17 protein-coding genes are annotated in these 17,177 nt (G+C 39.9%); 10 read left to right on the forward strand and 7 right to left on the reverse strand.

Going from position 1 to position 17,177, the window contains the following annotated elements:
• Window positions 1–58: 58 nt before the first annotated feature.
• From CLV32_RS17200 to CLV32_RS17225, 6 genes are all read left to right on the forward strand, one after another.
• Window positions 59–1,129: an alkene reductase gene (locus CLV32_RS17200; protein WP_133557788.1), complete on the forward strand. Its 1,071-nt coding sequence runs from the start codon at window positions 59–61 to the stop codon at window positions 1,127–1,129.
• A gap of 22 nt (window positions 1,130–1,151) precedes the next feature.
• A complete protein-coding gene (locus CLV32_RS17205; RefSeq protein ID WP_133557791.1) occupies window positions 1,152–2,129 on the forward strand; it encodes an NAD(P)-dependent alcohol dehydrogenase in 978 nt (325 codons plus the stop codon).
• Between the two features lie 116 nt (window positions 2,130–2,245).
• On the forward strand, window positions 2,246–4,618 hold the full coding sequence (locus CLV32_RS17210) for an ABC transporter permease (RefSeq protein WP_133557800.1): 2,373 nt from the start codon (window positions 2,246–2,248) through the stop codon (window positions 4,616–4,618).
• A 71-nt stretch (window positions 4,619–4,689) separates the two neighbouring features.
• Window positions 4,690–5,112, forward strand: coding sequence for a DUF1801 domain-containing protein (locus CLV32_RS17215; RefSeq protein ID WP_133557802.1), 423 nt, complete (start codon window positions 4,690–4,692; stop codon window positions 5,110–5,112).
• Between the two features lie 235 nt (window positions 5,113–5,347).
• Window positions 5,348–6,328 carry an aldo/keto reductase gene (locus tag CLV32_RS17220; protein WP_133557804.1) on the forward strand — a complete coding sequence of 327 codons (981 nt, stop codon included), beginning with the start codon at window positions 5,348–5,350 and terminating at the stop codon, window positions 6,326–6,328.
• A 124-nt stretch (window positions 6,329–6,452) separates the two neighbouring features.
• Window positions 6,453–7,367, forward strand: a complete 915-nt coding sequence (locus CLV32_RS17225) for a helix-turn-helix domain-containing protein (RefSeq protein ID WP_133557805.1) — start codon at window positions 6,453–6,455, stop codon at window positions 7,365–7,367.
• A 9-nt stretch (window positions 7,368–7,376) separates the two neighbouring features.
• On the opposite strand, the gene CLV32_RS23420 is transcribed toward CLV32_RS17225, so the two are convergent.
• On the reverse strand, window positions 7,377–7,505 hold the full coding sequence (locus CLV32_RS23420) for a hypothetical protein (RefSeq protein ID WP_262711527.1): 129 nt from the start codon (window positions 7,503–7,505) through the stop codon (window positions 7,377–7,379).
• Window positions 7,506–7,674: 169 nt separating this feature from the next.
• Between CLV32_RS23420 and CLV32_RS17230 the strand changes: the two genes are divergently transcribed.
• Both CLV32_RS17230 and CLV32_RS17235 read left to right on the forward strand, forming a co-directional pair.
• Complete coding sequence (locus CLV32_RS17230; RefSeq protein WP_133557807.1) at window positions 7,675–8,568, forward strand: phytochrome family protein; 894 nt, start codon at window positions 7,675–7,677, stop codon at window positions 8,566–8,568.
• Between the two features lie 143 nt (window positions 8,569–8,711).
• On the forward strand, window positions 8,712–8,915 hold the full coding sequence (locus tag CLV32_RS17235) for a hypothetical protein (RefSeq protein ID WP_133557808.1): 204 nt from the start codon (window positions 8,712–8,714) through the stop codon (window positions 8,913–8,915).
• A 23-nt stretch (window positions 8,916–8,938) separates the two neighbouring features.
• Here CLV32_RS17235 and CLV32_RS17240 read toward each other — a convergent pair whose 3' ends face one another.
• Complete coding sequence (locus CLV32_RS17240; RefSeq protein WP_133557810.1) at window positions 8,939–9,355, reverse strand: hypothetical protein; 417 nt, start codon at window positions 9,353–9,355, stop codon at window positions 8,939–8,941.
• 315 nt (window positions 9,356–9,670) lie between these two features.
• Between CLV32_RS17240 and CLV32_RS17245 the strand changes: the two genes are divergently transcribed.
• Entirely contained in the window at window positions 9,671–9,892 is a 222-nt protein-coding gene (locus tag CLV32_RS17245; protein WP_133557812.1) for a hypothetical protein, read from the forward strand.
• 30 nt (window positions 9,893–9,922) lie between these two features.
• Window positions 9,923–10,189, forward strand: a complete 267-nt coding sequence (locus CLV32_RS17250) for a hypothetical protein (protein WP_133557814.1) — start codon at window positions 9,923–9,925, stop codon at window positions 10,187–10,189.
• Window positions 10,190–10,297: 108 nt separating this feature from the next.
• Here CLV32_RS17250 and CLV32_RS17255 read toward each other — a convergent pair whose 3' ends face one another.
• The 5 genes from CLV32_RS17255 to CLV32_RS17275 form a co-directional block, all read right to left on the reverse strand.
• Window positions 10,298–11,137, reverse strand: coding sequence for a transporter (locus CLV32_RS17255; protein WP_133557816.1), 840 nt, complete (start codon window positions 11,135–11,137; stop codon window positions 10,298–10,300).
• A 70-nt stretch (window positions 11,138–11,207) separates the two neighbouring features.
• The gene (locus CLV32_RS17260; RefSeq protein WP_166641973.1) at window positions 11,208–11,498 is read right to left on the reverse strand and encodes a hypothetical protein; all 291 of its coding nucleotides are present in this window, start codon (window positions 11,496–11,498) and stop codon (window positions 11,208–11,210) included.
• A 69-nt stretch (window positions 11,499–11,567) separates the two neighbouring features.
• Window positions 11,568–12,098, reverse strand: coding sequence for a GNAT family N-acetyltransferase (locus CLV32_RS17265; protein ID WP_133557820.1), 531 nt, complete (start codon window positions 12,096–12,098; stop codon window positions 11,568–11,570).
• Between the two features lie 297 nt (window positions 12,099–12,395).
• Window positions 12,396–12,959 carry an imm11 family protein gene (locus CLV32_RS17270; RefSeq protein ID WP_133557822.1) on the reverse strand — a complete coding sequence of 188 codons (564 nt, stop codon included), beginning with the start codon at window positions 12,957–12,959 and terminating at the stop codon, window positions 12,396–12,398.
• A gap of 12 nt (window positions 12,960–12,971) precedes the next feature.
• Window positions 12,972–17,162 carry an RHS repeat-associated core domain-containing protein gene (locus CLV32_RS17275; protein WP_133557824.1) on the reverse strand — a complete coding sequence of 1,397 codons (4,191 nt, stop codon included), beginning with the start codon at window positions 17,160–17,162 and terminating at the stop codon, window positions 12,972–12,974.
• Window positions 17,163–17,177: the final 15 nt, after the last annotated feature.

Below are 17,177 nucleotides of genomic sequence, written 5' to 3' on the forward strand. Positions count from 1 at the left end.
CTATTTTAATTTTCGATTCCTGAAGATCTTTGACATATCAATTCAAACAAAAAAAGATATGAAAAAGCTACTTATGCCCTACAATAGTAAGGCGCTGAATTTAAAAAATCATTTAGTAATGGCACCGATGACACGCAGTCGTGCAATAGGAAATATCCCTAATGCACTTATGGCTGAATACTACAGTCAGCGCCGAGGTGCGGGATTAATCATTACCGAAGGTACTGCTCCTGCTCCCGAAGGACTTGGCTACGCCCGGATCCCCGGTATATTTTCTAACGAACAGATTGAAGGTTGGAAATTAGTTACCGAGGCCGTACATCGAAATAACACCAAAATATTTCTTCAATTGATGCATACTGGCCGTATTGCTCATCAGGCAAATCTTCCTGAAGGTGTTCATGTGATCGGGGCATCTGCTATTCCTGCAGCCGGACAAATGCACACAGATAATGTCGGAATGCAGGATCATCCTGTACCTAAGGCATTGACAACTCAGGGGATACAAGAGGTAATTAAGCAATATGTTATCGCTGCGCAAAATGCAATTACCGCTGGGTTTGATGGTGTAGAGCTCCATGCCGCCAACGGTTATCTGATTGAGCAATTTTTGAACCCAAATGTCAACGATCGTACAGATATATATGGTGGTAATGTAGAAAACCGGGCCAGGTTTGGCATAGAGGTTGCCGAACAGGTAGCCGATGCTATTGGTAAAGATAAAGTTGGAGTAAGAATATCCCCTAATTCAACACTTGGTGATTTGCAGGCTTACGATGCCGATACCACCGAGGAAACGTACATCCACTTAAGCAGGGAGTTTAACCGTATTGGGCTCGCATATATCCATGTCAGCCTTAGTCCGCAGCTGCCCGCACAAACACTATCTGCCATCCGTACAGAATTTGAAAATACGCTTATCTATTGCAATGCTTTTAATGCGGAAAAAGCCGAAGCTGAATTGGATAAAAGAGACGCTGACCTCATCGCCTTTGGACGTAACTTTCTCGCTAATCCCGATTTAGTGCAACGCATTCAGCATGGATCAGCGCTGAATGCGGTTGATTTCACCACATTGTATACCCCTGACTACAAAGGTTATACTGACTACCCTACTTTATTCAATTAATATTAAACCTAACAATAATATCATGAAAACTATTAGCTATTCGCAGTTCGGCGATGCCGATGTACTGCAAATGACCGAAGTGGTCACACCTTCCGTTACCGACAAGACTGTTTTGATTAAAGTTAAAGCAGTATCCATCAACCCCCTGGATTGGAAAATAAGAAACGGCGAGATGAAATTAATGAGCGGCAGCAAATTCCCAAAAAAAATTGGTATCGATTTCTCAGGGGTTGTAGAGGATACAGGTAACTCAATCAAGAGCTATAAGAAAGGTGATCAAGTATTTGGCCTGCTCAATGTTTTTAAAGGCGGGGCTTTGGCCGAATACATTGTTGCAGAAGAAAAAGACATTGCACCTAAACCAAAGAAAATCTCTTTCGAGCAAGCTGCTGCCGCACCGGTAGTAGGATCTGCGACCATTCAGATATTTCAGACATTGGTAAGTGTTCAAAGGGGCTCAGAGATATTGATTAATGGTGGATCTGGAGGGATTGGAATGTTTGCAATACAGATCGCGAAAATGAAAGGTGCTATCGTTACAGCTGTAGTGAGCACTAGCGGGTTAAAAGTAGCAAAAGATTGGGGAAGCGACTTTGTTATTGATTACAGAAAAGACGATGTTTTAAAAGCAGGCAAGCTTTACGATATCATTATTGATTTATCCAATAAAATGCCTTACACTAAGGCAACAACTATCCTGAAATCTTCAGCCACATATGTCCATACAGCCCCAGGGCCAAAAGAGATCATCAGCTCCTTTTTGACTAACATTTTTTCAAATAAAAAATATAAGGTACTGATGCTTAAGCCCTCTCTAAGCTATCTGATCACACTTACAAAGTATATAGACCTTGGCCTCTCCATCTTGGTGAGCAAAGGCTATCCTTTTAATGATTTTAAAAAGGCTTACACAGAAGTCCCAAAAGAGCAAACTATTGGGAAAGCAGTGATAGTAGTTGGTGAAGAGACTATTGAAAGTGTGTCCGCTATCGAACCATAATTGTTCAATAGCGGACACGATTGATTCATCTTGCAGCTTTCAATGACATTTAAATACAACTTCTCTTTATTGGTATACTTTTAGCGTTTTTCCACAGATTCTTACAGTATAATTTCATGTTCAGATACCAGTTTAAAATTGCATTTAGAAACATATTGCGGCATAAGCTATCGTCGTCAATAAACATTGCTGGAATGGGCGTTGGCTTAGCTGCTACGATATTGCTCTTTTTGTATATCAGTTATGAAAAAAATCATGACAGGCAGTTTATGAATTCCAACAACGTCTACCAAGTGATGGTTAATACGACAGGAAAGGATAAAACTATTGTTAATACAGTTAAAGAAACGCCAAATATTCTTTCCGCCGTACTTCATCAGGAATTGCCCGAGATTCAAAGTATCGCTCGCATTACAAAAGTGATCCCCAGATTAGTTAAAACAGAAAACAATAGTTATAAGATAAATGGAAGAGCCGCAGATTCAGAGATTTTTGAAGTCATAAAATATGAGTTCCTTAGTGGAAGTGCCCGGACAGCATTACGGCCGGGTAATATCGTATTAACCGAAAATGTAGCAAAGAAATTGTTTGGAACTACTGATGTCGTTAATCAGGTAGTGAAGTATGAAAACCAGATAAATTTGAAGGTCTCTGGTGTGATTAAAGATTTACCAGCTAACATCACTTACGATTTCGACTGTCTGATCTCTTGGAAGGATTATGAAGCACTAAATGATTGGGTGATATCCCCAAGCTGGGAAAACAAATTTTTCTACACTTTGCTTACGCTTAAAGATCAAGCAAATATAGATGCTATCAACAGTAAAATTAGCAACTTTATAGGTAATCACACGGGCAGCACTCAATCAAACTACTCAATTTTTATATATCCCCTCACAGCGCTTTACTTGCATGGAGACTTTTTGAATGGCAAACCAGCTGGAGGTAGAATAAACCAGCTTGAAATCTTCATTGCACTCGCCTTCGGTATATTATGCATAGCATGTATTAATTTCATCAACTTATCAACCGCCAGGTCACAAAAACGAGCAAAGGAAATCGGAGTCAAAAAAACATTAGGTGCAACTCAAATGGTTTTAAAGATTCAATTTTTGATGGAGTTTCTGATATTGACATTTATAAGCGTTTTTTTAGGTCTATTAATTGTAGAATTGAGTTTACCCTGGTTCAATGCTATGGTACATACGAACCTAACTATTAATTATCTAAGCCTTTCGAACTGGGTTTTATTTTTTAGTCTTATCGGAATAACGACCTTACTCGCTGGGGGTTACCCGGCCTTTGTCCTAGCATCGATGGATACAATCAAAAGTTTAAGGGGGCGGGCTCCCCAGGGATTCTTCTCACTATCTATCCGGAAGACTCTGGTTGTTATACAGTTCGGCTTTTCACTTACAGTGATTGTAGGGACAATTATTATTTATCAGCAGCTAGATTTTCTGAAGAATAGACCTTTGGGTTATGATGTTTCTTACTTGGTGCAGATGCCTCATGAGGGAAATCTCTACCTTAAATTTGACCTGTTGAAAGAACGGCTTTTAACATCCAGAGCGATAAAATCTATATGCCAATCCTCGGGAAGTATTGCACTTGAAAATAATAAACCTGTCAGGCCGGAATGGAACGGTATGAGTGAAACCGACAAAAGCATCGCTTTTGATCAGATTTATACCACATATTGTTTTGTACAAACCAATGGGATAAAGATGATATCTGGTGGTGATTTTTCGAAACACAAATCTTCGGATCAAAACGGCCTCCTACTAAATGAAACAGCAGTGAAGACAATGAACCTGCAAAATCCAATTGGTAAACTGGTCAGCGTAGATGGCGAATCGAAACAGGTAATTGGGATATTTAAAGACATAGTATGGGGCGACCCAACTCTATTTAGCAAACCCATGATTGTTGCATTTAATGCGGAAAATAGTGACTTTATCACGATGAGGTTAAACAACGCAAATGACCTAAATGCCAACATTGCAAAGATCACTTCGATAACTAAAGAGATAAATCCAGATTTCCCTGTAGACATTACTTTTGTAGATAAGATTGTAGAAAGAAAATATCACGATGAACAAACGCTGGCGTCGATCTCGAATGTATTTGGGGGGTTTTCTATATTTCTTTCTTGCCTCGGATTATTTGCCCTTTCTGGTTTCAGCTCAGAACTTCGAACAAAAGAAATTGGGATTCGCAAAGTCTTGGGAGCGAGCATAGCTAATATGATCACATTACTTTCAATAGATTTCTTAAAAACGGTATTGATTGCAATCATGATTGCAGTAATCCCTTCATACTTCATCATGAACCACTGGTTAGACAATTTCGATTATCATATCGAAATTCAGCCAACAATATTTATTCTTTCCGGTATTGGAATATTGCTAATCGCATTTTTAACTGTAGCGTGGCATGCTTTTATAGCTGCTAATAAGAATCCTGTCGAGACTCTTAAATACGAATGACGAGTGCATGAAAGTGATTGGAACAAATTCTTGCTATAGAAAAAAATTAGTAATTTAACGAAAAAGCAAGAATGGATATTCGGAAAGAAATCATAGGTTATCTAGAAAGCCTGCCACAGCAAAAGCGCAAAGAGATAGAAACTTTGGATAATTATATCAGGGAATTATTACCAGACTGTGAACTTTGGTTTTTGGATGGAAAAGATAGTGACGGTAAAACTGTGAGCAATCCAAGCATTGGCTATGGGACGCAAACCTTAAGATACCAGAAAGGTAAATCCAAAAAATTTTATCAAATTGGTATAAGCGCGAACGCACGTGGAATTTCTATATACATAATGGGGTTAAAAGATAGAACCTATCTGTCCAAAAAATATTCACAAGATTTGCCGAAAGCAAGTATAACGGGTTATTGCATAAAATTTAAGACGTTGATGGATATAGACATTGTTGCTTTAAAACGGGCATTGGTAGATGGAATTAACTGCTTTTAAACACACACTATAATTTCTATTAAATAAATCATTGATGGCAAATAAAACACATGCCATCAGTGTCAATACCTTTTCCAAATCCTTAGATCAAGGTAGCGGACTTATCTATGTTGTTTGATAATGTTTGAAAATCGGAGTACAACAATTACCAATTGGACTACTTTTTATAGACCGGCAATCAAGAATTTTACACTTGAAATTAAAGCCAGTTTCACAAATAATCAAAAGAACAATTATGCAAAAGAGAAAATTAGGAAATAGCGGATTAGAGGTTTCCGCATTAGGTTTTGGCTGTATGGGTTTAAACTTTCTGGACGGCAAAGGTCTTGATAAAAAAGATGCAATAAAACTATTACATGACGCTGTTGAAATGGGTATTACTTTTTTTGACACTGCAGAAGCCTACGGACCTTTCACCAATGAAGAACTTGTTGGTGAAGGACTACAGCCTTATAGAAAAGACGTTGTTATAGCGACAAAATTTGGTTGTAAAAATGCCAGACCAACAACAGGTCTAGACAGCCGACCGGAAACGATAAGAGCAGTAACCGAAGCATCTTTAAAAAGATTAAAAACAGATTATATTGATCTGCTTTACCAACACAGAGTTGACCCTAATGTTCCAATAGAAGACGTTGCGGGAACAGTAAAGGACTTGATACAAGAGGGCAAAGTAAAATATTTTGGTTTATCGGAGGCAAGTGTTAAGACCATTCGAAAAGCACATTCAACACAACCTGTGTCAGCATTACAAAGCGAATACTCATTATTTTGGCGTGAACCGGAAAACGAGATCATACCAGCTTTGGAAGAGCTTGGAATTGGTTTTGTTCCGTTCAGTCCTTTGGGCAAAGGCTTTCTTACAGGTGTCATAAACAAAAAACTAGACGATATCGACCGTAGAAATATTATTCCCCGTTTCAGCGAAGAAAATATAAAAGCCAATCTGGTTTTAGTGGATGCACTTGCTAAAATTGCTCAACAAAAAAATGTTACGACCGGACAATTGGCATTGGCCTGGCTTTTAGCTCAAAAGCCATGGATAGTACCGATCCCCGGGACAACAAAATTGCACCGTTTAGCCGAAAACATTGGCAGTACAAATATCATATTAACTACTGATGAACTAACAAAAATCGACGAGACAGTAAATGGAATTACACTTGTGGGTGACCGGTATCCTGAAGTCCTGGAAAAACAAATAGACAGATCGTAAACAAAACACTTCTGAGTATTAATAAATTTTGTGTGCAAGACAATTACTGAACTTGCACACAATACTTCTCACAACAGGCAAAGAATATATCCTTCACAACAAAGTGTTTACATTTGTAAAAAAAATGCAGCGACAATCTGACATAAATCACATTAAAAGTATCTCGCAACTCGTTCGTGTCTTGGGATTTCCTGCACCATTGCACCCTTTGATTACATTGGTTAATTACAATAATGTTTCGATTGAACTATTTCCGAAAGGGCAAAAAGTAAGTCTTGATTTTTACAAGATATCTTTTAAGCCTACATTCACAGGACAAATAAAATACGGACAAGGCTATTACGATTTTGAAGAAGGAGGATTGGCATTTTTGAAGCCAAAACAAATTGTTTTCCCACCTGAAGACATAGAAAGTTATGAAGGGATTGCTTTGTATTTCCATCCGGACTTTATAAGAAATTATCCGTTGGGAAGCACAATAAATCAATTTGGCTTTTTCTCTTATGATGTTTCTGAAGCCCTATTTTTATCGGCAAAAGAAAAAGAAATTATAGCCAACTTATTTACCACAATAGCGAATGAGTTAGAGAACAATATTGACAATTTCAGTCAGGATGTTTTGGTGTCGCAGATAGAATTGTTATTGAATTATAGCAATCGTTTTTACAATAGGCAATTTATTACCAGAAAAGCAATTAATCATGACATCATAACTTCTTTGGACAAACTCTTAAATAACTATTTTGGAGGAGAAAATAGTCTGAAAAATGGGTTACCAACCGTAAAATATATCAGCACAGAATTAAAGTTATCGCAACGCTATTTGAGTGATATGCTGAGTTCACTGACGGGGCTAAACACACAACAATATATCCAGAATGTGATCATAGAAAAAGCCAAAGAACAGTTATCAACGACAAATCTAACTGTTTCGGAAATTGCTTATCAATTGGGCTTTGAACATTCACAATCGTTCAGTAAACTTTTCAAGACTAAGACCAATATTTCGCCTTCGGAATTCAGACATTCATTTAATTAAATATAGTATCTAGAAAGAAATCGCATCTTCCCAAATCGGCCATACCTCCTGCTCGCTCGTTGGTAATAATTTATCTAAAGTGCCACAGCCTCTGCCTTCATCTCTTCTAAAAATGGCCGCAAAATCCGTATTGTTCATAATTTTTTTTCAAAAAGATCTGTCTTCACTATCCACTAAAATTGAAAAGAAGCAAATCAACACCTTCATTGCTTCTTTAGTAAACTAAAATTGTCCAATTTTACCTCTTTAGGTGATGCCAACGTTTCACCGTTTGTTTATTTTCCAAATTTATAAATCAATTCCCGGGATGTTAAAGAAAGAAAATATCATCACCCTGAGTATGAAAAGAGCATGGCGCAACTACAAACGGCATGTTCATGAGGGCTCCATGTCGGGGGCACAAAGCACTCAAAAGGATATTCATTATTGGCGAAACCAGCTTTTCATTATCGTCATTATTTATGCACTTCCTATGACTGCCCTTACTGTATTGCCAATAATCGTGATCAAATGCTTTCGTGGACAGTTCCTGAGTGCATGGATAGATGCCGTTTGCTCTGTATCTACCGCAATAATCCTGCTCAATAGGCACCTGAGCATGAGGTCTAGAAAACTCTTCATGGGGATGATCATTATCATTTTTTCCACGTTGACGACGATAATTATGGGTTCTTTTGAGATCGGCGGGTTTTATCTGGCTGCGCTCAGTATCTTTATCGCCCTATCTTTTTCCAGGAAATCGGCTTACCTCTCACTAGTAGCCAACCTCATCTGGTGCATCTGCTTTTACTGTGTAATTAGATTTAAGTGGATTAACACGCAGTTGCTGATCCGGTATACTACAAGCACCTGGATCATTACTGCTATGAATTTCATCCTGATCAATTCCACACTGGTGATACTGGTACTTTACCTAATCGAAAGATTAAAGTACATGGTCAGCCAGGCAGAAGACCGTGCAACTGCCCTTCAATTACAGCATGAAAAGCTAAAAGATATCGCGTACATGCAGTCCCATCTGGTAAGAGCACCTCTGGCAAAGATCATCAGTTTGGCCAATTTAATACAGTTGGAAAAACAAAAGGAATCAGATCAACAACTCTATCACCATCTGGCTACTTCCACAAAAGAATTAGACAAGGTAATAAGCGAAATTGTGCATCAAACCAAAAACGTTACTGATCCAGGCGATCAAGGTTAATCAGTTCCAGCGGTTAAAGTAAACCTCCAGGTTGTAAATTCAAAAAGATTAAATCAATATTAAAGAAAATATTCTATCTTAACAAAAATTACCATGGCTGGCGAATCAGTTCCAGTTGTTTACGCACTCAAAACTTGAAAACCATGAATAGAATATTGTCTTCATCAGGAGTATTCATAAATATAGACATTAAGCACCTTAAGATTGGCGATGAACTTGTCAACCTGGGAAAAGTCCTTGAAATCGAAATTCTACCGAACAAATTCTCAGTGGTAATCTACCGCCTAAATCAGAAGCAAGTCTTCTTTTTCAATTCCGACGACATCCTAATCATTTATGCGGCCTAATCGATTTGATGGAAAAAAGGGGATTATTTGATAGCAGCCATGTGAAGGACTGCAGTAATTTTCATGAATGCGTCATTACCAAATGTCTCAGTCCGGATGAGTACAAGGCTGTCTTTGTTTGAGACTTTTATTCCGTATTCACCTGTTTTATGAAATGCTTTTGGATTTTCAAAGGTTAGGACGCTGTCTTTTATCTTATAGTTATATTTTGTTGTTGCTCCGTAGCTAATGATGGAAAGCTGATCTGCGCTATCAAAGTATAAGTAATCTATAATGCTGAAGTCCTTAACCTTAGTACTGGTACTAGTTCTGGCTTTGTCCGCCGTTGTGACAGATTCTTTAACCATACGCCACTTTTTATTCTGGATCACTTCGTCATGGAAATTAATACAACTCATAAAAAAGACCATCGAAAGTATCGGTATGATTCTGCTCATCATCTAAAATTTTTTACTCATCTTATTACAAATATGCAAACTTCAAACTAAAAAAAATGATATAGCAATTGCAAAGAAAAGGTTCCCGTATACACAGCGGTGAAAAAGTTAGAAGAACCTATTCTAATTTAAAAAAGACTTTGTCATAATGTCAGGGTTTGAAAATATACGTGTCAACAAAAAAATACCGCCATGTTCTGTTTAATAACTTTTATTGAGGTATTATAAATCTATTATGCTTACTTGTGCAAGCTTTCTGATGTTAAAGCGTTATACTAGCAAAGTAAACTGGAATTGGTTTACCCGTAAATCATCACAATGGATTACAAGATCAGGTTAACAGACGGCAGTATCCAAATCATAAAAATCATTGCCACCACATTTAAGAGAATGAAAGTATGGAAGCTTTCTTTCAATAGCGGACAGGAAATCATGCTTTACAAAGTTGGCAGCCAATGGCTCCAACGCACTGAAGATTATCTCGAACAATATTATGTCATTTCCATCGGCGCTTATATTGACCGCATGGAAGCAACTTAAAAAATTTTAAACCTATCTAATCATACGCTTATGACACTGACCAACGCATTTCAAGAACTAATCTCAGCTAACTCAGACTGGCACAAACTAACCACTATGTCCAAAGAAGACGGAATATTATTTTCTGACGCTTTTACCAAATCTGGAACCAATGCAGCCGAGGTGAAGAAAGTGCTGAATGCAGCCGGATATATCATCACCGAAACATGGTCAAAAAACACAAAAACAATAATCCAGCAAACCACAATAGCTAAACCTAAAACAGGAATAGTAATAGATGATTCGTATGGGAAATAAACTAAAGTTAATGAGCAGAAATGAAAAGTTTCTTTTCAATGAATTGTATAAACAGCGGTAATTATTCAGTTGAGAGCAACAAGGCGAATCTCGATAAACTTTGGATTCCTAAAACCTAAATGCGGTTCCCATGAAATAACTGCGAACAGCATCTTTTTGTATTCCATAATTCATTCCTGCGTCGATCATAAAATCTTTTGAAACCTTATATTGCGCAGAAGCATTCAGAAAGTTTGTCCAGTGATGGGCGTTGAAATCGTATCGGTAATAAGTCTCCGCAATTCCATCTAGATTTTTCAAAACTTCGTGACTAATAGTTAGCGACTGCAAAAGATCAGTATGCATGGTATTCGTTTCCTGATCATTTTCCAGGTCTGCCTCTAGCTGTGTGCCAAGTTTCCACTCCCCAGGAAGTTTGTAGCTCATCGGAATAATGATACCGCCTTCATATTTACTATCATCAGTATATTTAGCTGTAGGCAAACGGAGATATGGCAATATGGCGAGGGCAAAACTTCCTTTATTATCGCCCAGCAAGTTTTGTTTGATCCGGATCGTAATATCTCCTCTACCCTTGCTCCTCATAATTCCATCTTCAGCTTTTTCCTTTTGCCAAATAAACGTTTCTAAATTTACCTGAAGCGCAGTCTTTTCGAATAGTCCAATCTTTAAGTTTCCGTTATTCACAAAAATCCGCCGATCTTCAATAGAAGCACTTTTGTCGTGCTCTACCCTAAATAGATCTGTTTCATATTGGATATGGCCGGCATCAACGGTATATGGAGATTCTGTAACGTCTGGTCGGTCAGTCTCCATCTCCCTCATCTTATTCTTTGGTACAGGATGAAGAATAGAATATGTTTTATTGTCAATACTTTGAGCATTCGCAGCGTAAACACTGGTAGTCAATAAAAGCGCAATCTGAAAGCATTTTAGCTTAAAATTCATTGTTTAATGTTCCTTTGATCAACACTCAACAAAATTATTCCTCACATGTTTACGATAACTGAGATTAACGTCATCCAAAAATACGCAGCAGGATCAACCAGCTTACAAATCCTATAGGCATTAAAGCGCCCGCACTGATCAGTAAAATCCTACCCAACTCCCTTTTGCCAATCACTAAAAAAACAACCCCGGCAATCCCATTCAAAACCACCTGGATACACATGCAAACAGCCATGCCGACCGCAATATTGAAGCCCCTATCCTTGTTTGCAGAGTTTAATACAATTAGTGCTACATAGGCAATAAAGAGCAAAAAATTAACACCAAATATCTTTAACATCTCACCCCCTTTATCCGACATAACAAATTTAGTAATACGATGTTTTAAAGCGGGTGTCGCATGCGCAAGCGAAGAATATAGATCAACCGTTTACTTGTTGAGCACCTTTTCCATCTCAATCAGACGAATATCAGCAACTTTCGGATCACCGAACCGGCCCTCGATCTCATCAAACGCAATAGATGATCCAGTTGATACAAAGCCCTGACGTTTGTACCAGTCAATCAGTTCAATGCGGGTACTAATCACAGAAATGATTATGCTGCCACAGCTATTTTCAAGCGCAAACCGATCTGCCGCGCTCAGCAGAGACTTGCCTATACCAAGCCCCTGGGAATCTGGCGATACCGCAAACATACCAAGGTAAAGGCCATTTGGTTTGACTTCCAGACATACCGTACCGAGGATTTTACCGTCTACATCAGATGTTTTCAGGATCGTCACGCCTGATTTCCCCAACAGCATAACCACCGCTTGTTCGTCAATCCTGATACCATCCAGGATCTCAGCCTCAGTAGTCCAACCTGTTTTCGATTCTTCGCCACGATATGCAGAATTTACCAGTCTGTTTAATTCGGTTACGTCTTCAAAGTTAGCTCGGGCAATTTTCATCTGATTCATGGAAGTTCAAAAATAAAAAATGAGTTTGTATCAAAGAAATGGCTGTGATTTAGCATGCATTTACAGACTATTTGTTGTATTTCTTAAATTTTTTCGCCATTTTCAATAACCTACTTGTAAAGAACTTCTTCATAACCATTGGAATGAACGTTCTTTATCTTTTTGATACCGGGTTTGTTACCACAGAAAATTATCTACCTTGATGAAAAACAACCTGCCTTTTTCTCAATCATGATTGTTCTCTAATAAGTAATTAGGTACGGCTTCTCCATTCAATAAGCAACTTCATGAAGCGTTTTAAATATCTGTATAAATCGAATCTCCTTCCTCGATAAATTGGGCTCCTTTTAAATTAGCACCTTCATAACGACGTCGAAATTCTTCAGTTACAATAATATAAGACTTTTGTTCTTGCATCCTGACAATCAAGTGGTCCTTTAAACTCCCACTGATTAAAAACAATTTCTTGATCTTCATTACATTCGCCTTGCCATATTTTTTGATATCATATACAGATCGCTCTTGATCCATTATTGGTAAAACATTCAGAATATTCATGAGGTAAAAATCCTCAATTCTCTTCCCATTCGCATCTTCAATAATAACATCCAGAAACTGCAGGTCGGCTTCTACGTCATCAAAAACTTTTTTAAAGGTCCCGCTCACCAACGGCATATTAAATGTTGGCAAGACATCATATTCATTTATATAACTATCAATCTTATCAACCTCAAATAAGAGAGGCTCTGTGAGATTGACAATTTGCCCTGATTTTAAAGCTAGAACATCAATGGAACTTTTTTCCTCATTAAATACAAATGAGACATCTCTTTTATAAAAATCTAAAAATTTGAAATACATAATTCTATTAATTTAATGACATCTTTTCTTCCCTTTTCGCAGGTCGTTTTTTGCATCTTTTCTTAGATCATCTACAGCATTTCTAAAATCTGTTTTTGACCATCCTTCACTAACTCCAGTCTCGTAAATATCGTCAAGTTGTTCTGTTATATCAGCGTTATATAAGGCATGTTGCTTATTCCATCCATTATGTACACTTCTAGTTGGATGAACCGATCTATCTTTTGGCAAATAAATCAAATTGCTAGGCTTATCCACGTCAAATCCCGCCGCCTTTAGCGCTGGATGGTTTGCTTTCGATCGCGGTATAACATGGTGTAATTGATAATTGTCAATTTTCGGCATGTTACCATAATTCCAGCCTGACTTGGGCATTCCACTCAGCCCCAAAGGATCGATTGCAAAATTGCAGTCTTCGACGTAACTATACAGCGCAAATCCTCCGTTCAACCCTATCGGATCCTGACTAATATAAACACCTTCCTCCGGACTATAATACCTAAACCTGTTGTAATACAACCCTGTTTCCTGATCCTCATATTGTCCCTGATACCTGAATGGACACTCTGCCAAAGAACTTCCGGTACTCAATCTGGCTCTACCGTAACTATCCAGCTCCACATGCCAGGTACTCAAACCCTCCTCATCATACAATGCATTCGGTGTACCCAAATGATCCGTGACCACACTATACCGCTTCTCCCGTTTAATCTTCGCAACAGGAATAAAGTTATCCTCCTCAAAAATCCAGGTCGTAAGCTGGTTATCCTCGTGTTCCTTCTCCGTATCAAACGTCTTGTACTCATGTAAAGGTACATTTCCGTCCCAAACAAAATGCGTAGTCGTCTGCCTAAATTTCTTCCAGACCCTTCTGCCCAGTGCATCATAGCCAAAGCTCACTTCCTGATCATCCGGACGGATCACCTTCGCCAGCATCCCCGCTACATTCCATTCGTACAGCCAAACATCACCGTTCCGCTCTTCCTTGCGCGTTAAATTCCCAAGCTTATCATAAGCAAACGTAGCGTTTTTACTTTTCAGCAATCTGCCACCCTTGCCATAGGCCCGGTCTTTCTGCTGCTCGGTTTCAAACAGGTTACCCACCGCATCCGGCATTTTGAACTCTACCGTACCATCACCATAAATAACCTCTGCCAGGTTACCGTAAACATCATGCCTAAACGATTTCTGCCCGGTGCTGCTATCGCGCACTGACTTCAGCCTGTCTCCATCCCAACTGTACTGCCGGTCATGACGCTTGCTGCCACCCTGTATACTTTGCAGCGTTAAACGCCCAACCCTGTCATAATTATTCAGCTGCTCAACCTTACCCGGCATACTCCGCTGGATCTCCTGACCCCAGTCATTATACCGCAGCTCCGCATGCCAGCCGTTGGCCGAGATCTGCTCCATCCAATTCATCTGCGCATTGTACCCCAGATTCAGGTCGGCACCCATACTGCTTTTCAAATGTACCCGCTGACCGATGGCATTATACCTGCTGTTCAAGCTATGCGCATTGCTGCTTTCCTGGATGATATTGCCCAGCAAATCGCGCTTCATGCGAACAGCAGCTTCCTTATTGTTGGCTGCAATCAGCTGACCGATTTGATCATAGGCATATTGCTCTGAACTGCCATCTGCCTCATAATACACCGTACTTAATTGCCCCGATGGTGTATATTCATATCCCTGCTCGTTGCCGTCTGGCAAGGTGAGCCGCACAACCTGCCCGGCAGCATTGCGCAAATAAGTTCTCGACAAACCATCGAAACCTGTTTCGGTAAGCACTTTCCCTTCGGTATCCAGCTCAAAAAGATAAGACTCGCCATGCTCATTGATTACCTGGGTAAGTTCGCCTTCTTTATTGTACACAAAACTGATCTGCGTACCGCCTTGCGTGCGGCGTATTACGTCACCGAAAAAGTTGTACGCTAAAAATGCTTCGGAATGCTGATCCTTCACTGTAATCGCATTCCCCATACTGTCGTACGTCAGCTGATAAACACTGCCGTCAGCATTTTTCACTTCGGTCACATCGCCCAGCAAATTGTATTTCCGGTATTGAGAATTTCCTCTAACATCCACAATCTCGATATTTCTGCCCAGCGCATCACAGTAAAAAGAGATCCGGTTCCTGTTAGGCAACTCCACCACATTTAGGTTATAGTCACGATCATATTGCAAATGCGTAGTCTGATCCATCACGTTAGTGATACTTTGCATCAGTCCATCAGGGCCATAGCTATAGGTAATCACGCCGCCCATCGGGTTAACGCTCTTGATCAAATTAGCTGCCTCATCATATTCATAGGTCCACAAACCGCCATTAGGCAAAGTGGTTGATACAGGTTTGTTCAGCTCATTATAGGAAATGGCAACTTTGCCCTGACCCGGCAAGCTTACCTCTGTCAGATTGCCTTTGTCGTCATAAGCGTATGTTGTTGCCATACCCAGTTCATTACTGTCCGCAATCAGGTTAAAACGATCATCATAGGTAAACAACTGCTCGCCACCCTGGCTATTCACGATCCTGGTTACTACGCCATCATGGTGGAAATACGACTTGCTGTTCCCCAAACTGTTGGTCGCAATGGTCAATCCATCCAGGTACTCAAAAGTATAGCTATATAAGCCCTCTGGTCCTAATGCAGCAACGCATCTACCTGCCTCGTCATAGGTAAATGTAAACACGGTACCATCATTAAACTGCCTGGCGGTAATATAACGGTCTTTCCAGGCAAAACGGTTGCGGAAACCTTCCGCATTGTACATATTATTTAAGTTACCATCTTCGGTATAGGTATAGCTAACCGCTTTAAAGGTATTTTCTGACAAGGTAGGATGTGGTAGCAGCAGCGCGGTAATCTGCCCTGCTTCGTTGTTCTCTACCGTGATGATGCGATCTGCACTGTCTCTGATCTGCACCAGCATCCCTTGTTCGTTATAGGTAAACCTGATGGCAAAACCATTGCGGTTTACAATGCTGCGCAGCATGCCATGCCCTTCAGCATCAGCCAGCGGGGCATTGAAGTAATAATATAAGCCGTCTTTATGACTCACAAAATATTCTCCGTCATCAGCACGGTGGAGTTCATATTTCTCTATTGGATTATAAAAGCTTGTCCCAGGTTTCAATGCAGGGAAAACAACCGCCCTGCCTGCGGTATCATTCATCACCACCAGCTGATCTTCATCATCAATCAGCAGACTAATGTCATAACTGTGGTAAATATTTTTGCCCATAGGGCCGTCGTACCTGCTGTCGCTATAATAATTCGCTTCCCAAACTAGTGGAATCGGGCCGGGCAAGGTAAACCCTTCCAGATAACTGGCCATGTGCCCGCTGGCGGCATCAACCGGCTCTCCAAGGTATTTACACACATAAGGCTGCACGGCATTCCTGAATTTACTAAATTTCGGAAACCTGGCCTCAATTTTCTTCATCATCTTGGTGAGCAGCTTGCCCAACTGTTTCATGGCGAATTTCAACCCATGTTTGAGCCCTAGCATCATCAGTGCATTCACCAAATCGGCAAACCCAAGCTCCTGCTCCACCTTCTTGCCGCCTACAATAACAGGCTTCCCAAAAGGCAAAACCACCATCACGGCCGTAAGCCAGTTCAGGTAAAAACCTTCTGTAGGATTATTCATCAGGATTTTACCGATATCCTGGCAGGAATATGCCCTGCATAAAAACGTGCTCTGAAGATTACCCTGAGTTTTTACGGTTTCACTACCGTGAGATAATTGTCCCTCATGGGGATGGAAGAACTTGGGCAATAAAAATAACGGATGCGGAATCACAAAATGCAGGAGATTCAGCTTCTTAACGGCCTTCCCTAATCCTTTAAGCTTACCAACCAGCGGCGGAACTGAAGGCATGCCCCAAAGCGCTCCCTGCGCAGCACCCCTATAGCAGTCGTTGATCATAACCGTTCCCCCCATAGGGGTGTCCCTCGGAAAGGTCATACCCTTTTCTTCCGCAGAATATACCGGCATAATCGGAATGGTAAAATGGATATAATCCATCGGATCAAAGATCAATGCACAGAAAGGGGTAATCGGACAAGGCGTAATAGGCCATGGTACTTTCAGCACATGAAAATCCAGACCCAAAACAATATCAAAATGCTTTGCTGCAGGCTGAGGGTCTACAGATGTGACCGGAACTATGGGGCTATTGACTATCTTCAATGACATGGTTATCCGCTTTAA

The organism is Pedobacter duraquae (assembly GCF_004362245.1).
In the GTDB taxonomy this organism is placed as follows: Bacteria; Bacteroidota; Bacteroidia; order Sphingobacteriales; family Sphingobacteriaceae; genus Pedobacter; species Pedobacter duraquae.

Coding starts and splice junctions, on each gene's coding strand:
- CLV32_RS17235 (WP_133557808.1), top strand. CDS start 8,712: ATGAATAGAATATTGTCTTCATCAGGAGTATTCATAAATATAGACATT.
- CLV32_RS17225 (WP_133557805.1), top strand. CDS start 6,453: ATGCAGCGACAATCTGACATAAATCACATTAAAAGTATCTCGCAACTC.
- CLV32_RS17260 (WP_166641973.1), bottom strand. CDS start 11,498: ATGTCGGATAAAGGGGGTGAGATGTTAAAGATATTTGGTGTTAATTTT.
- CLV32_RS17230 (WP_133557807.1), top strand. CDS start 7,675: ATGTTAAAGAAAGAAAATATCATCACCCTGAGTATGAAAAGAGCATGG.
- CLV32_RS17265 (WP_133557820.1), bottom strand. CDS start 12,098: ATGAATCAGATGAAAATTGCCCGAGCTAACTTTGAAGACGTAACCGAA.
- CLV32_RS17240 (WP_133557810.1), bottom strand. CDS start 9,355: ATGATGAGCAGAATCATACCGATACTTTCGATGGTCTTTTTTATGAGT.
- CLV32_RS23420 (WP_262711527.1), bottom strand. CDS start 7,505: ATGAACAATACGGATTTTGCGGCCATTTTTAGAAGAGATGAAGGCAGA.
- CLV32_RS17250 (WP_133557814.1), top strand. CDS start 9,923: ATGACACTGACCAACGCATTTCAAGAACTAATCTCAGCTAACTCAGAC.
- CLV32_RS17270 (WP_133557822.1), bottom strand. CDS start 12,959: ATGTATTTCAAATTTTTAGATTTTTATAAAAGAGATGTCTCATTTGTA.
- CLV32_RS17205 (WP_133557791.1), top strand. CDS start 1,152: ATGAAAACTATTAGCTATTCGCAGTTCGGCGATGCCGATGTACTGCAA.
- CLV32_RS17215 (WP_133557802.1), top strand. CDS start 4,690: ATGGATATTCGGAAAGAAATCATAGGTTATCTAGAAAGCCTGCCACAG.
- CLV32_RS17200 (WP_133557788.1), top strand. CDS start 59: ATGAAAAAGCTACTTATGCCCTACAATAGTAAGGCGCTGAATTTAAAA.
- CLV32_RS17220 (WP_133557804.1), top strand. CDS start 5,348: ATGCAAAAGAGAAAATTAGGAAATAGCGGATTAGAGGTTTCCGCATTA.
- CLV32_RS17210 (WP_133557800.1), top strand. CDS start 2,246: ATGTTCAGATACCAGTTTAAAATTGCATTTAGAAACATATTGCGGCAT.
- CLV32_RS17245 (WP_133557812.1), top strand. CDS start 9,671: ATGGATTACAAGATCAGGTTAACAGACGGCAGTATCCAAATCATAAAA.
- CLV32_RS17255 (WP_133557816.1), bottom strand. CDS start 11,137: ATGAATTTTAAGCTAAAATGCTTTCAGATTGCGCTTTTATTGACTACC.
- CLV32_RS17275 (WP_133557824.1), bottom strand. CDS start 17,162: ATGTCATTGAAGATAGTCAATAGCCCCATAGTTCCGGTCACATCTGTA.